This window comes from Aeromicrobium sp. JJY06 (genome assembly GCF_044069275.1).
GTDB lineage: Bacteria > Actinomycetota > Actinomycetes > Propionibacteriales > Nocardioidaceae > Aeromicrobium > Aeromicrobium tamlense.
Window position 1 is genome coordinate 892,744 of sequence record NZ_JBIMRD010000001.1, and the last position, 14,255, is coordinate 906,998.

General features: G+C 70.1%; 14 protein-coding genes. 8 read left to right on the plus strand and 6 right to left on the minus strand.

Annotated elements, in window-relative coordinates; genetic code table 11:
* Nucleotides 1–40 precede the first annotated feature (40 nt).
* From typA to ACGWYL_RS04520, 3 genes are all read left to right on the plus strand, one after another.
* Nucleotides 41–1,918, plus strand: a complete 1,878-nt coding sequence (typA, locus tag ACGWYL_RS04510) for a translational GTPase TypA (RefSeq protein WP_395486533.1) — start codon at nucleotides 41–43, stop codon at nucleotides 1,916–1,918.
* Nucleotides 1,919–2,052: 134 nt separating this feature from the next.
* Nucleotides 2,053–2,388, plus strand: a complete 336-nt coding sequence (locus ACGWYL_RS04515; RefSeq protein ID WP_179427859.1) for a PadR family transcriptional regulator — start codon at nucleotides 2,053–2,055, stop codon at nucleotides 2,386–2,388.
* Nucleotides 2,385–3,317, plus strand: coding sequence for a hypothetical protein (locus ACGWYL_RS04520; protein ID WP_395486534.1), 933 nt, complete (start codon nucleotides 2,385–2,387; stop codon nucleotides 3,315–3,317). Before ACGWYL_RS04515 ends, ACGWYL_RS04520 begins: the two co-directional genes overlap by 4 nt.
* Nucleotides 3,318–3,335: 18 nt before the next feature.
* On the opposite strand, the gene ACGWYL_RS04525 is transcribed toward ACGWYL_RS04520, so the two are convergent.
* The 3 genes from ACGWYL_RS04525 to ACGWYL_RS04535 form a co-directional block, all read right to left on the minus strand.
* A complete protein-coding gene (locus ACGWYL_RS04525; RefSeq protein WP_179427855.1) occupies nucleotides 3,336–3,593 on the minus strand; it encodes a DUF2516 family protein in 258 nt (85 codons plus the stop codon).
* Nucleotides 3,594–3,660: 67 nt separating this feature from the next.
* Complete coding sequence (locus ACGWYL_RS04530; protein ID WP_269303988.1) at nucleotides 3,661–4,530, minus strand: hypothetical protein; 870 nt, start codon at nucleotides 4,528–4,530, stop codon at nucleotides 3,661–3,663.
* Complete coding sequence (locus ACGWYL_RS04535) at nucleotides 4,527–4,910, minus strand: helix-turn-helix domain-containing protein (protein ID WP_179427852.1); 384 nt, start codon at nucleotides 4,908–4,910, stop codon at nucleotides 4,527–4,529. Before ACGWYL_RS04535 ends, ACGWYL_RS04530 begins: the two co-directional genes overlap by 4 nt.
* 158 nt (nucleotides 4,911–5,068) lie before the next feature.
* Here ACGWYL_RS04535 and ACGWYL_RS04540 point away from each other — a divergent pair, with 158 nt between their 5' ends.
* The 3 genes from ACGWYL_RS04540 (at nucleotide 5,069) to ACGWYL_RS04550 (ending at nucleotide 9,429) form a co-directional block, all read left to right on the plus strand.
* Entirely contained in the window at nucleotides 5,069–6,541 is a 1,473-nt protein-coding gene (locus tag ACGWYL_RS04540; RefSeq protein ID WP_269303991.1) for an endonuclease/exonuclease/phosphatase family protein, read from the plus strand.
* Between the two features lie 9 nt (nucleotides 6,542–6,550).
* Nucleotides 6,551–8,059 carry an endonuclease/exonuclease/phosphatase family protein gene (locus ACGWYL_RS04545; RefSeq protein ID WP_395486535.1) on the plus strand — a complete coding sequence of 503 codons (1,509 nt, stop codon included), beginning with the start codon at nucleotides 6,551–6,553 and terminating at the stop codon, nucleotides 8,057–8,059.
* 68 nt (nucleotides 8,060–8,127) lie between these two features.
* Complete coding sequence (locus ACGWYL_RS04550; RefSeq protein ID WP_395486536.1) at nucleotides 8,128–9,429, plus strand: endonuclease/exonuclease/phosphatase family protein; 1,302 nt, start codon at nucleotides 8,128–8,130, stop codon at nucleotides 9,427–9,429.
* A 16-nt stretch (nucleotides 9,430–9,445) separates the two neighbouring features.
* Here the strand turns inward: ACGWYL_RS04550 and ACGWYL_RS04555 are convergent, their stop codons facing one another.
* From ACGWYL_RS04555 to ACGWYL_RS04565, 3 genes are read right to left on the minus strand one after another with little or no spacing between them, the layout of a single operon-like run.
* Entirely contained in the window at nucleotides 9,446–11,197 is a 1,752-nt protein-coding gene (locus ACGWYL_RS04555; RefSeq protein WP_395486537.1) for a DEAD/DEAH box helicase, read from the minus strand.
* Nucleotides 11,197–12,123: a folate-binding protein YgfZ gene (locus tag ACGWYL_RS04560; RefSeq protein ID WP_269303994.1), complete on the minus strand. Its 927-nt coding sequence runs from the start codon at nucleotides 12,121–12,123 to the stop codon at nucleotides 11,197–11,199. The genes ACGWYL_RS04555 and ACGWYL_RS04560 overlap by 1 nt, the downstream gene beginning before the upstream one ends.
* Nucleotides 12,116–12,610 carry an FABP family protein gene (locus tag ACGWYL_RS04565; RefSeq protein WP_395486538.1) on the minus strand — a complete coding sequence of 165 codons (495 nt, stop codon included), beginning with the start codon at nucleotides 12,608–12,610 and terminating at the stop codon, nucleotides 12,116–12,118. Before ACGWYL_RS04565 ends, ACGWYL_RS04560 begins: the two co-directional genes overlap by 8 nt.
* A 48-nt stretch (nucleotides 12,611–12,658) precedes the next feature.
* Here ACGWYL_RS04565 and dtd point away from each other — a divergent pair, with 48 nt between their 5' ends.
* The gene (gene dtd / locus ACGWYL_RS04570; protein WP_395486539.1) at nucleotides 12,659–13,084 is read left to right on the plus strand and encodes a D-aminoacyl-tRNA deacylase; all 426 of its coding nucleotides are present in this window, start codon (nucleotides 12,659–12,661) and stop codon (nucleotides 13,082–13,084) included.
* 63 nt (nucleotides 13,085–13,147) lie between these two features.
* A complete protein-coding gene (locus tag ACGWYL_RS04575) occupies nucleotides 13,148–14,254 on the plus strand; it encodes an LCP family protein (RefSeq protein WP_395486540.1) in 1,107 nt (368 codons plus the stop codon).
* The last annotated feature ends 1 nt before the right edge of the window (nucleotide 14,255 follow it).

A 14,255-nucleotide genomic window follows, 5' to 3' on the forward strand; every position in this document is an offset into this window, starting at 1 on the left:
GTGGACAAGGAGTTTCCCGCACTGCCGTAGGATTGGGCGAGTGCCTACACGCTCTGATCTGCGCAATGTCGCCATCGTCGCCCACGTCGACCACGGCAAGACCACTCTCGTCGACGCGATGCTCCAGCAGCAGGGCGCCTACGCCGAGCACCAGGAAGTGACCGAACGGGTCATGGACTCGGGTGATCTCGAGCGCGAGAAGGGCATCACGATCCTCGCGAAGAACACCGCCGTGAAGTACTCCGGACCCGGCACCGAGGACATCCCCGGCAAGACCGTCACCATCAACATCATCGACACCCCCGGCCACGCCGACTTCGGTGGCGAGGTCGAGCGCGGCCTGTCGATGGTCGACGCGGTCGTGCTGCTGGTCGACGCCTCCGAGGGCCCGCTCCCCCAGACCCGCTTCGTGCTGCGCAAGGCGCTGCTGGCGAAGATGCCGGTCATCCTCGTGGTCAACAAGGTCGACCGACCCGACGCCCGCATCGCCGAGGTCGTCGACGAGACCTACGACCTCTTCATGGACCTGCTGCCCGAGGACGCCGCCGACGACGCGCTGGACTTCCCCGTCGTCTACGCCTCCGGCAAGGCCGGCGTCGCCTCGCTGGAGAAGCCCGAGGACGGCACGCTGCCCGACGGCGACAACCTGATCCCGCTGTTCCAGACGATCATGGAGCACGTTCCCGCCCCCAAGTACACCGAGGGCGCGCCGCTGCAGGCGCACGTCACGAACCTCGACTCCTCCCCCTTCCTGGGCCGCCTCGCGCTCGTGCGCGTCGAGGAGGGCGAGCTCAAGAAGGGCCAGCAGGTCGCGTGGATGAAGCGCGACGGCTCGGTCGAGCGGGTCAAGATCACCGAGCTGCTCGTCACCGAGGCGCTCGACCGCAAGCCCGGTGAGTCCGCGGGCCCCGGCGACATCGTCGCCATCGCGGGCATCAGCGAGATCAACATCGGCGAGACGCTGGCCGACCCCGAGAACCCCATCGCGCTGCCGCTCATCCACGTCGACGAGCCCGCGATCTCGATGACCATCGGCACCAACACGTCGCCGCTCGCCGGCCGCGAGAAGGGCACCAAGGTCACCGCCCGCCTCGTCAAGGACCGCCTCGACGCCGAGCTCATCGGCAACGTCTCGATCCGCGTGCTGCCCACCGACCGCCCCGACGCGTGGGAGGTCCAGGGCCGCGGCGAGCTCGCGCTGGCGATCCTCGTCGAGCAGATGCGCCGCGAGGGCTACGAGCTCACCGTCGGCAAGCCGCAGGTCGTCACCCGCGAGATCGACGGCAAGCTGCACGAGCCCGTCGAGCGCCTGACGATCGACGCGCCCGAGGAGTACCTCGGCACGATCACCCAGCTGCTCGCCGTGCGCAAGGGCCGCATGGAGCAGATGGTCAACCACGGCACCGGCTGGGTCCGCATGGAGTTCCTGGTCCCGGCGCGCGGCCTGATCGGCTTCCGCACCGAGTTCCTCACCGACACCCGCGGCACCGGCATCGCCCACCACATCTCCGAGGGCTACGAGCCCTGGTTCGGCGAGATCTCGACGCGCCCCTCGGGCTCGCTCGTGGCCGACCGCGCCGGCGCCGTCACCTCCTTCGCGATGACCAACCTGCAGGAGCGCGGCACGCTGTTCGTCGAGCCCTCCACCGAGGTCTACGAGGGCATGATCGTCGGCGAGAACTCCCGTGACGACGACATGGACGTCAACATCACCAAGGAGAAGAAGCAGACCAACATCCGCTCGGCCACCTCGGACAACTTCGAGAAGGTCATCCCGCCGAAGAAGCTCTCGCTCGAGCAGTGCCTGGAGTTCTGCCGCGAGGACGAGTGTGTCGAGGTCACGCCGAGCAACGTGCGCATCCGCAAGGTGATCCTCGACGCGGGCGAGCGCGCCCGCACCGCCCGCAAGCGCAAGTAGGCGCTCCGCGCCTCCTCCGAACCCCTCTCCGGCCTCGCCGGGGAGGGGTTCGTCGGTTTCCCGGGGAAACCGACGCTTGCGGACCAAACTGTGCGTCTTGCGCATAGTGTGCGTCGCACACTATGGTGTGACGCATGGACGAGCTGACCCAGCAACACCTGCAGGAGCTGCGCCGCGGAACCGTGGTGCTGGCCTCGCTGCTGAGCCTGCGCGAGCCCGGGTACGGCTACGGCCTGCTCGAGTCGCTGGCCGCTGCCGGCATCGCCGTGGACGGCAACACCCTCTACCCGCTGCTGCGGCGCCTCGAGAAGCAGGGCCTGCTCACCAGCGAGTGGAACACCGAGGAGGCGCGACCGCGGAAGTTCTACCGCACGAGCATCGAGGGCGAGCGGCTCGCCGCCGCTCTCCTGGCCGACTGGCACGAGATCGACACCGCCCTGGGGCGGCTCACCACCGGAGGAACCGCATGACCACCACGCTCACCGACCGCTACGTCCACGCCGCCACGCGCTGGCTGCCCGGACGCACGAAGGAGGAGGTCGCCGCCGAGCTGCGCGAGCGCATCGGCGACACGGTCGCCGCGCGCGGAGGCGGCGAGCAGGCCGAGCGCGAGACGCTCGAGGAGCTCGGCGACCCGCTGCGCGTCGCGGTCGACTACACGGGCCGCGAGCCCGCGCTCATCGGACCGCGCCTGTTCTTCCCGTGGCTGCGCCTCATGACGATCCTCGTCGCCATCGTCGCCCCGCTCGTCACCGCCGTCACCGTGATCGTCGGAGCCTTCGACGGCGACTCGATCGGGTCGATCATCGGCGGCGGCGTCTGGACGCTGCTCGAGATGGTCGTGCACCTGGTCTTCTGGACCACGCTCGTGTTCGCGGTACTGGACTGGATGGGCACCTCGATCGACGGCGTCGAGACCTGGTCGGTCGACCAGCTGCCCGAACCCGACACCGGCACGGGCACCGCCGACCTCGTGGCCGGGCTGATCTTCCTGCCGGCGTTCGCCGCGATGCTCATCTGGCAGCACGTCGGCTCGCCGTTCTTCGACGACGGCGAGCGGATCCCGATGGCGGACCCGGAGCTGTGGAGCTGGTACCTGCCACTCGTCCTGGTGACGCTCGCACTGGAGCTCGTGCATCTCGTGTGGATCCACCGCGCCGGCTACACGTGGGCGGCGGCCTGGGCGAACCTCGGCCTCGCGCTGCTGTTCGCGATCCCCACCATCGTCCTGCTGCTCGACGGGTCGATCGTCAACCCCGAGCTGGTCGCCCACCTCGACTGGGACGCCGAGATCGTCGACACGGTCCTGCGGGGCATCGCGGTCGGCGTGGGACTGGTCACCGCCTGGGAGGCGTTCGACGGGTTCCGCAAGGCACGGCTGCACGCCAGCCGGCTCTGACGGCGCGCGGGGCGAGGGTCAGTAGCCCGAGCCCCGCGTCTGCGCGAGGTAGACGAGCGCGGCCACCGTGCCGGCCAGCGGCAGGATGCCGATGGGGTTGCGCCAGATGATGTCGACGAAGATCGCCAGCGGCAGGATGATCAGCCACACGTTCTTCGGCAGCGTGCCGGCCATCTCGAAGTCGTAGGGCTTGCGGCGGACGCAGTCGACCAGGGCGAAGACCTTCGTGCACAGCAGCAGCCACCAGATCGCCGGGGTCACGAGAGCCAATTCCATGGGGGGAAGACTACGGTGGGCACCACCCTGAGGTGGTGCCCACCGCTGATTCCGTGGGATGCAGGCGTCAGGACGCGGAGGTCCCCGAGCCGTTCGACGTGGTCGACGACTTCTTCGCCGGCGCCTTCTTGGCGGTGCTGGACGTGCCCGTGGCCGTCTTCTTGGCCGCCGTCTTCGTGGCGGGAGCCGACTTCTTCGCGGCGGTCTTCTTGGTCGCGGTCGTCTTCTTGGCCGCGGTCTTCTTCGCGGCGGTGCCCGAGCCGGTCGCCTTCTTGGCCGGGGCCTTCTTGGCGGTGGTCGGCTTCGAGGCGGCCGTCTCCTTCTTCGCGGCCGTCTGGGCGGCTGACGACGACTTCTTGGTCGCGGTGGACTTCGCCGGGCTCTTCTTCGCGGCGGCCGGCTTGGCCGACGACGCGGGAGCGGTGGCCTTGCGGATGCGGGCCGAGCTGGCGAACGAGGCGGCAGCGGCGCCGGCGGACTCGGTGGCGTCCTCGACGGCCTCGGCGGCCTTGCCGGTGAGGTCCTCGGCCTTGGCGGTGAGCTCGTCGATGATCTCCTCGGCCTTGCCCTTGAGGTCGTCGACCAGGTCGTCGGCCTTCTCGCGGAAGTCGTCGACGGCGGTCTTGAGGTCGTCGACCTTGACGTCCTCGACCTTGCCGCGGAGCTCGGACACGAACACCTCGGCGCGCGCGGCGAGGTCGTCGGCGGCCGTCTTCACGTCGTCGATGGTCAGGCCCTTGGCCAGGGTGCGCAGGTCGTCGCTCTTCTTCACGAGGTCGGAGTACGCGGCGGTGGCGGAGCCGAGCGCGGTCTGCGCGAGGGTCTCGGCCTTCTTCTGCAGGGTGGCGACGTCGAAGCCCTTGACGCTCGACGGCAGGGCGGCGATGTCGTCCAGGATGGACTTGATCTGGGCGTTGATGGTGTCGGTGATGCTCATGAGCTCTCCTCGAGGTCTGCTGTTCCGACGAACGAACGGTAGATGTCCCGCAGCGCCGACTTCTGGCGCGCGGTCAACCGCGGGTCGCGGTCGATGGCGTCCTCGACCGAGGTCTCCCCGGCGCGCTCGGCATCGAGGATGCCGGCACGGACGTAGAGCGACTCGGCCGAGATCCTCAGTGCCTTCGCGATCTGCTGCAGCACCTCGGCGGACGGTTTGCGCAGGCCACGCTCGATCTGGCTGAGGTACGGATTCGAGACGTCCGCGAGCTCGGCCAGCTGTCGCAGTGACATCTGCGCCTGGGTCCGCTGGTCACGCAGGTACTCGCCGAGCGACCCGACGGCCGAGCCGACGGCATCTGGCATGTTCAACTTCCCCATGACTCCAGCGTGCTTGCAAAAGTTAGCGAATGCAAGCAAGTGTGATGCACCGGACACGAACGGCGCGATGCGAGAAACGGGAGTGACTCGGGTTAGCCTGTGGTGGCCGATGTGCCCTCGGGTGGCGCACCTCCCTCTCTCACACCCGTCAGATCTCCATGAACTTCACGCTGCTCCGGCGCGCCCTGCTCGCCCTCGCCGTCACCGGCACCCTCCTGCTGGCCCCCTCCACCGCCGCCGAGGCCGCCCCGAAGAAGCCCGCCAAGGTCTCGGTCGTCCGCGCCAAGACCTACACCTCCACCCTGACGATCCGCTGGAAGCGCCCCGCGCGGGCGACGAAGGTGGCGATCTGCGTGAAGACCTCCCCGCGCGCCACGTCGTGCATCCGCAAGGTCACGACCCGCAAGACCGGGGTGACCTTCCGCAAGCTGCGCCCGAACTCCGGCACCGACTTCTACTACCGCCTCACCTCCTACCGCGGGAAGCGCCAAGGCCCGTCCACCCGCTGGAAGAAGGCCAACCTCAAGGTCGGCAAGGGCCCGACGCACCGCGTCACCGGCGGCCAGGGGCACTACCTGACCTTCCGCTGGAACCGCGCCACCAGCGCCTCCAGCTACCAGGTCCAGCTGTCCACCAACCGCTCGTTCCGCGGCCAGGTCATCACGGCCAGCCGCCGCGGCTTCGGCGCCAAGGTCACCGGCCTCAACGGCGGCATGACCTACTTCGCCCGCGTCCGTGGCGTCAACGGCGCGGTCAAGGGCCCGTGGGGCCCGGCCACCCGCACCAAGCTGACCGCCGTCGCGAGCCGCGCCACCGTCGCGACCTACAACCTCTGCGGAGAGGACAAGTGCCGCACCTCCGACAGCGGCGCCTGGTTCCTGCGCAACGTGCCGAAGTGGTCGGTGCGCAAGCCGCTCGCCGGCGCGGTGGTCCGCTCGGCCTCGCCCGACATCGTGCTGACGCAGGAGTCGGCCACCAAGACCGCGTTCCACACGCAGCTGCCCGGCTTCCGCAAGGGCGCCTACAAGAGCGCGAAGACGATCTACTTCAAGTCCTCCCGCTTCACCTCGCTCGACGGGGGCGGCCTCACACTGGACTCGAAGACGGGGCGCTACGCCACCTGGAACCTGCTGCGCGACCGCCGCACCGGCACGGCGTTCATCGTCACGAACTCGCACCTCGAGCCGCACAAGGGCGCCGCCCGCGACCAGCTGCGCCTGCAGCAGACCGCGCGCCTCATCTCGAAGGTCAACGCGATCAACCCCCACCGCCTGCCCGTGGTCTGGGGCGGTGACTTCAACTCCAACGAGTCGAACGCCAACCAGAGCAACTACCCGGGCGGCTTCGACGCGCCCCAGCAGCGCTTCGCCCGGCACGGGATCGTCAACTCCCTCGACCGCGCGGCGCAGGTGTCGAACGCCGAGCTGAACAGCGCCAACGGCGGAGTTCCGGTGCCCAAGTCGAACGGTCACCACGTCGACGCGATCTTCGTCCCGGTCGCCGGAATCACCGTCGAGGCGTGGTCGATGCCCGCGAACTTCATCGAGACCACGAACGGCCGCGAGTACGCGATGCCCTTCCCGTCCGACCACAATCCCGTCGTCGCGAGGCTGGTCGTCGGGACCCCGTAAGATGCCCTCGTGCCCGGTCTTTTCCGAACCTCGTGCCTCGTCGGCGCGGGCTTGGTGCTGACCGCCGCCGCCGGACTCCTGGCCGCCACCACCGATCCCGAGGGGAACGGTCCCGTGGTCGCGTTCGCCGGGCTCGAGACGCCGTACCTCAAGGTCACGTCGGTCGACGTCGACCCGAGTGCCGTCTCGCTGGCGTGGGCCGGCAACGGGACCCAGTACCGCGTCAGCCTCGGCGACGACCTCGCCCGGCCCGACCGCACGATCCTCACCAGCGAGCCGCAGGCCGTGCTGCCCGCACCGAAGGCGGCCGATCCGAAGGGTCGCGTGAGCTACCGCGTCGAGGCCGTCGACCAGGGCGCCACCGAGCTCGCGGTCGAGGGAACCGTCACCCTGCTCCCCGACGTGCCGCGCAAGCCGAAGGTCAAGGCCACCGCGCCCGACGGCGCGGTCGTGAAGTGGCGCAAGGCGGACTACGCCACCACCTACGACGTGGCCGTGTCCAAGAAGCGCAACCAGCTCCCCACCAAGGTGCGCCGGCTCGCGAAGGGCGGCACCGCGTTCGCCACCTCCTCGCTCAAGCCCGAGCAGACCTACTACGTGCGGGTCCGTGCCGTCGGCGACGCCGGCGTGAGCGAGTTCGGCCCGCCCACGAAGATCACCACGCCGCCCGTGGCGTCGGAGTTCTCGATCGGCTCGTGGAACATCTGCGCCGAGGCCTGCAAGGGCTTCGGCGGCCGCGTGGGCGACCAGGCCGCGCAGGTGCACGCCTCGAAGGTCGACATCATGACCCTGCAGGAGGCCGGCGGCCAGCGCGTCGGCCCCACCACCCGCGCCGCCTTCAGCGGCGGCCCGAACGAGCTCGTGATGGCCGAGGGCGGCGGCAACTCGCGCTACATCCTCTACTCGTCGCAGAAGTTCGAGCAGCTCGCCGGCGGCCGCTGGTCGATCGGCCACGGCCGCTGGGCCACCTGGGCCCGCCTGGTCGACCAGGAGACCGAACGGCCGTTCGTCGTGGTCAGCGTGCACCTGCTCAGCGGGCACAACGCCACCGGCAAGCGCGCCGACGAGATGCGCTCGCTCATGGGCAGCCTCGCCTCGGTGAACCCCGACGGCGACCCCGTGGTGATGGCGGGCGACTTCAACTCCGGCACCCACCGCCGCGGCGACACCGTCGGTCCGATCGTGCGGGCGAACGGCCTGCGCGACTCGGTCGAGGTCGCCGAGGAGACCGAGAACGCCCAGGTCAACACCGGCAGCCGTCGCGGTGACAAGGCGATCATGTCCGCCGACCACGTCGACCACGTCTACGTCTCCGACGACTGGGCGGTCCCGTCCTGGCGCCAGTTCGCCAACCTGAACGGCACCACCTACGTCGGCCCGTGGCTCTCCGACCACAACATGATCGCCGCCACCGTCGCCCTCCCACGCGAGGAGGAGGAGCTCGTCAAGGAGCCCACGGCGATCGTCACGGTGCCCGCCGAGCTCGACCCGGACATCTCGCCCCGCCTCGTCGACTGACCCCGGGTCCCGTCGTTTCGGCGAAAACGATGTGACTGATGTGACTCTGGCGAGTTACCCTCGTGCCCATGCGTCTTCGTCTGCTGGCCTGTGCGGTGGTCGCCGTCCTGACCGCCGCCATCCTCGGCACCCCCGCCGAGGCGGCCTCCAAGAAGCCCGGCGCGGTCGGGCTGGTGTCGGTCACCGGGGCCGCCCCCTACGACTCGTCGGGCAAGAAGTACGCCAAGATCTCGATCTCGTGGCCGAAGGCCACGCGCGCCAAGAAGTACCAGGTCTTCGTCGCCGGCAGCCGTGCCGGCGTGGCCAAGGCCAAGAAGCCGCGCGTCACCGTGAAGTCGCGCAAGGCCACCATCACGAAGCTCAAGCGCAACCGCACCTACTGGATCCAGGTCCGCGCCGTGAACGGCTCGAAGGCGGGCAAGCGCTCGGCGCGCATCGCCCGCGTGACGCCCGCCGCCACCGCGAAGCTGTGGTCGAAGCGCCACCCCGTCTATCGCCTCATGAGCTACAACGTCTGCTCGAACGCGTGCAGCAAGTGGGAGACGCGCCAGCCGCTCGTCGTGAACGAGGTGCTGCGGCTCAGGCCCGACGTCCTGGCCGTCCAGGAGGCCAGCCGCTGGAAGAACGCCGTGATCCCCGGCTACACCGAGACGCTCGGCGGCAAGGACAACCGCATCTTCTACCGCACGGCCGCGTTCGAGCAGGTCACGCAGCGGCTCTCCGCCACCCAGCAGTCGGCCGAGTGCCCGCTGGAGACCGACCCCCGCACCGGCAAGGTCGTCCGCGACGACGAGGGCGATCCGGTCCGCGTCGAGCCGTGCATCCTGCCGCTCGACGGGGTGGCCGAGCCCGAGGGCAAGGACGCGCCCTGGTCGGTGCTGCGCCACAAGGCCAGCGGCCAGGCGGTCGTGTTCGTCGGCATCCACCTCAAGGTCGACGAGGGCGGCTCCAACGCCGCGGTCCGCGCCCGCCAGACCTCGCAGATCTTCACCGACCTGGGCAACCAGCTGGCGTGGTGGGGCAAGCGCCTGCACCACCTGCCGGTCGTGCTGCTGGGCGACTTCAACACCAACCGCAGCCGCGCCGGCAACAGCCGCCTCGAGACCGTGATGCAGGCCAACGGCTTCTACGACGCCTACGAGCAGGCGCTCAAGGTGTCGCGCCAGCACTTCAACACCGCCAACCCGCGGTGGTCCACGCAGCCGATCGTCGGCGTGACGTGGGGCGACCACGTGGACAAGGTCTGGGTGCGCCCCGGCCGCTCGCGCGTCCACCAGTGGGCCAACGTGGGCAAGATGTCCGGCGGCCGCTTCGTGGCACCGCTGCCCTCGGACCATCACCCGCTGATGGTGCGGGCGCAGGTCTCCTGACCCACGCCCGCCGGCCTCAGCTCTTCTTGTGGCGGGGCTTGCGGTCCTTGTCGCCGGAGGACTTCGACTTGTCGTAGGACTTGGGCTTGTCGTACGACTTGCCCGAGCCCTTCGCGTACGACTTCGACGGCGGGCGCTTGCGATCGCCGCCCGGACGTCCCGTGTCGGGCTGGATGTCGATCTTGCGACCGGAGATCCGGGTGCCGGACAGCGCGTCGAACACGGCCTCGGGCAGGTCGGCCGGCAGCTCGACGATCGTGTGCTCCATGCCGATCGTGATCTTGCCGAAGTCCGACCGCTTCAGCCCGCCCTCGTTCGCCAGCGCGCCGACGACCATCGAGGGGCGGATCTTGTGCCGCTTGCCCACCGCGATGCGGTAGGGCGCCAGGCCGTCGGAGCTCGGACGCGGCGTGCGCTCGGAGCGCTCGCGCGGGGCCCGCTTCTCCTGCGGCGGGTCGGGACGCAGGAAGAACTCCTTGTCGTCCTGGCTCATCACCGCGAGCGCCGCGGCGATCTCGGTCATGTCGACGTCGTGCTCCTGCGCGTACTGCTCGACGAGCCCGCGGTAGACGCTGAACTGGGGGTCGCCCATGGCGTTCGTGATCGAGCCGGCGAAGCGGTCGGCACGGCGGGCGTTGACCTCGTCGGGGGTCGGCACCGGCATCTGCTCCACGGGCCGACCCGAGACGCGCTCGAGGGACTCGAGCATGCGGCGCTCGCGCGGGGTGACGAAGACGATCGCGTCGCCCGAGCGGCCGGCGCGGCCCGTGCGGCCGATGCGGTGCACGTAGGCCTCGGGGTCGTGCGGGATGTCGTAGTTGACCACGTGCGTGATGCGCTCGACGTCGAGGCCGCGCGCGGCGACGTCGGTGGCCACCACGATGTCGATCGCGCCGCTCTTCAGCGCGCCGACGGTGCGCTCTCGCTGGGCCTGGACGAGGTCGCCGTTCAGGGCGGCCGCCGTGTAGCCGCGGCTGCGCAGCTTCTCGGCGAGCTCCTCGGTGGCCTGCTTCGTGCGGACGAAGATGATCATGCCGTCGCCCTGCTCGACCTCGAGCACGCGCGTCAGGGCGTCGAGCTTGTTGTGGTGCGAGACCGGCATCCAGCGCTGGCGCACGTTGGTGGTGCTGCGCGTGGCCTGCGGGGTGCTGATGTCCTGCGGGTCGTGCAGGTAGCGCTTGGCCAGGCGGCGGATCGCCGGCGGCATGGTGGCCGAGAAGAGCGCGACCTGCTTGTACTCGGGCGTGTCGGCCAGGATGCGCTCGACGTCCTCGGCGAAGCCCATGTTGAGCATCTCGTCGGCCTCGTCGAGCACCAGCATCTCGAGGTGCGACAGGTCGAGCGAGCCGCGGTCGAGGTGGTCGATGACGCGACCGGGCGTGCCCACCACGACCTGCGCGCCGCGCTTGAGCCCCTGCAGCTGGGCGCCGTAGCTCTGGCCGCCGTAGACCGGCAGGACCTTGAGGTTCGACCCGGCCGAGTAGCTGGAGATGGCCTCGCTGACCTGCAGCGCCAGCTCGCGGGTGGGCGCGAGCACGAGGGCCTGGGTCTTGGGCGAGCCCGGGTCGAGGCGCTGGATCATCGGCAGCGCGAAGGCGGCCGTCTTGCCGGTGCCGGTCTGGGCCAGGCCGACGACGTCGCCGCCCTTGATCAGCGCGGGGATCGCCTGCGCCTGGATCGGGCTGGGGGTCTCGTAGCCGAGGCTGCGCACCACGGCGACGAGCGTGTCGTCGAGGCCGAGGTCGTCGAAGGAGGCTTCGTCAGTCATCACAGGTTCAATCCGGCCCGCACGTGCAGGCCTGCGTCGGGGTCGACGACGGACTCCTGGGCGGCGGCGACGCCGTCGGCGAGGAGGGTGACGTCGACCGGGGTGTTCCGCTTGATCAGTGCGAGCGCGATGGGCCCGAGCTCGTGGTGGCGCGCCGCGCTCCCGACCTGACCCACGACCTTGCCGTCGTGGACGACGTCGGTGCCGTGCGCCGGGAGGTGGTCGACGGAGCCGTCGAGGTGCAGCAGGGTGAGCCGGCGGGGCGGCCGGCCGAGGTTGTGGACGCGGGCGACCGTCTCCTGGCCCCGGTAGCAGCCCTTGTCGAGGTGCACGGCCGAGCCGAGCAGGCCGACCTCGTTGGGGATCGTGCGGTCGTCGGTGTCGGAGCCGAACCGGGGACGCCCGGCGGCGATCCGCAGCGCCTCCCACGCCAGCACGCCCACGGGCGTGCCGGGGACGGCGGACAGGTCGGGGACGAGCTCGGTGACCAGTCCGTCGGCCCAGCGCCCGATGACGAAGCGGTCGTCCACCGCGACGACCTCGACCCGCGACATGAAGCGCATGCGGTCGAGGAACTGCACGAGCGCCTCGCCCGCGCCGGGCTCGGTGTGCGCCCAGAAGGTCTCGCCGTCGTCGACGCCGGTGAAGTCGTGCTCGATGCGGCCCTGCGGCGAGAGCAGCAGGACGTCGGTCCAGCGGCCCGCCTCGAGCCCCTCCAGGAACTGCGTGGTGAGCGAGTGCAGCCACGTCAGCCGGTCGGGACCGGTGATCCGCAGGACGTCGCGGTGGGAGAGGTCGACGAAGCCGTCGCCCGAGAGCAGCGTGCGCTGCTCGGCGGCGAAGGTGGAGCCGTAGTGCGCCGCGACGCCCGCGTCGAGGCCCTCGGCCTCGACCGCGCCCGGCCGGTCCAGCAGCGGGCTAGACACGCTCGAGCTTCCCCCACAGGTGGGACTGCATCGGCTGGCCCTCGGCGGCCATGTCGTAGGCGTACATCAGCGCTCCCTCGACGAGTCCGTACATCCGCTGTCCCGCGGTGTACTCCTTGGCGGTGACGGTGCGGGCCACGACGTCGGTGGCCAGCGTGATGCGGGCGCCCTCGACCTCGCCGTACCAGATCTCGGCGTAGCCGGTGGGGTGCGCGAGCACGAGTTCAAGCTTGCCCTCGCCGGACGGGCGCAGGAAGCCGGTCTCGAGCGCGCCGGGGCGGACGCGCTCGCCGGCATCGTCGGTGATCCAGGTGCGGCTGAAGTAGTGCAGGAACGGCCGTCCGTCGTGCGCGAACGCCACGTCCTGCTCGAAGCCGAACGCCTCGATCGTGGGGTACTCGCCGCGGCCGTTGCCGTGCCAGGTCCCCAGCAGCCACGCGACCGGCATGAGGTCGGGGTGCAGGTCACTCGGGATCTCGAAGGCCATGGGTTCCATGCTATCGGCCGCCGCAGAAGTCGCCGCTACGCTCCTGCCATGCGTGCGGTGGTGCAGCGGGTCAGCCGGGCCGAGGTCCGGGTCGACGAGCAGGTCGTCGGTCGCCTCGACGGTGCGGGACTGGTGGTGCTGCTGGGGGTCACGCACGAGGACACGGCCACCGACGCCGAGCGTCTCGCCGCCAAGGTCGTGCGGCTGCGGATCATGGCCGGCGAGCAGTCCGTCGACGAGACGGGCGGCGGCGTGCTGGCGATCAGCCAGTTCACGCTCTACGCCGACACCCGCAAGGGCCGCCGTCCCTCGTGGGGCGCAGCCGCACCGGGACCCGTGGCCGAGCCGCTCTACGAGACGTTCTGCGACGCGGTCGAGCGTGCGGGGGTGCCCGTGGCGCGCGGGATCTTCGGCGCCGACATGGCGGTCGAGCTGGTCAACGACGGACCCGTGACGATCGTGCTGGATTCCTGAGGGCCCTCTCAGCAACCCCCGTCATACTGGAAAGGTTGATGCGACGACGATGAGGAGGATGCGGTGACCGACGCCCCCGACGCGACCCGGCGACCCGGATCGCGAGCGTCGAACCGTCGTTCCTTCCGCCAGCGCCATCCGATGGTCGTCTGGTCGGTCGTGCTCATCGTGCTGCTGCCGCTGGTCGGCGGCGCCGCCTACGCCTTCAACCTCAAGCGCAAGCTCGACGACGTCGAGACCGTGAAGCTGAACCCCCAGAGCGAGCCCGACCCCGACGAGGGTCGCGCGCTCAACATCCTGCTGCTCGGCTCGGACAAGGGCGAGCCGCAGGAGGGGCAGTCGAAGAACACCACGATCTCCGAGGACGCCGCGTCGGGCGACTGGCCCAACGGCAAGTACCGCAGCGACACGCTCATGGTCGTGCACATCCCGGCCGACCGGAAGAAGGTCTACCTCGTCTCGCTGCCGCGCGACTCGTTCGTGCCGATCTACGACGAGAACGGCAAGACGACCCACTCGGAGAAGATCAACGCCGCGTTCAGCGCCGGCGGCCCGCTCGGCGCGATCAACACGGTGGAGAACCTCACCGGCCTGAAGATGGACCACCTGGCGATCATCGACTGGGAGGGCTTCAAGGACCTCTCGTCGGCCGTCGGCGGCGTCGAGGTGACGATCCCCCAGTCGTTCTACGACCCCAAGCAGAAGGTGCAGTGGGACGCCGGCACGCAGACGCTCGAGGGCAAGAAGGCCCTCGCATACGTGCGCACCCGCTACGGCCTCGTCGGCGGCGACTTCGACCGCATCAAGCGCCAGCAGAACTTCATGCGCTCGCTGATGGGCAAGATGCTCAGCTCGGGCGTCACCACCAGCCCGACGCGACTCACCCGGACCGTCACCGCGCTCACCGAGAACCTCACGGTGGACGAGGGCTGGTCGGGCACCGCGATGGCCAAGCTGGCGGTGTCGCTGCGCGGCGTCCGCACCGACGACGTCACCTTCATGACGGCTCCGGTGCAGGGCACCGACACCGATCCCACCTACGGCAGCATCGTCGTCCTCCAGGAGGACAAGATGAGCGAGCTGTTCACCGCACTGAGCCGCGACCGGATGGCCCAGTACCTCGAGAAGTACCCCGACGACGTCCTGCCGGACCCCGAGGACGTCAACTGAG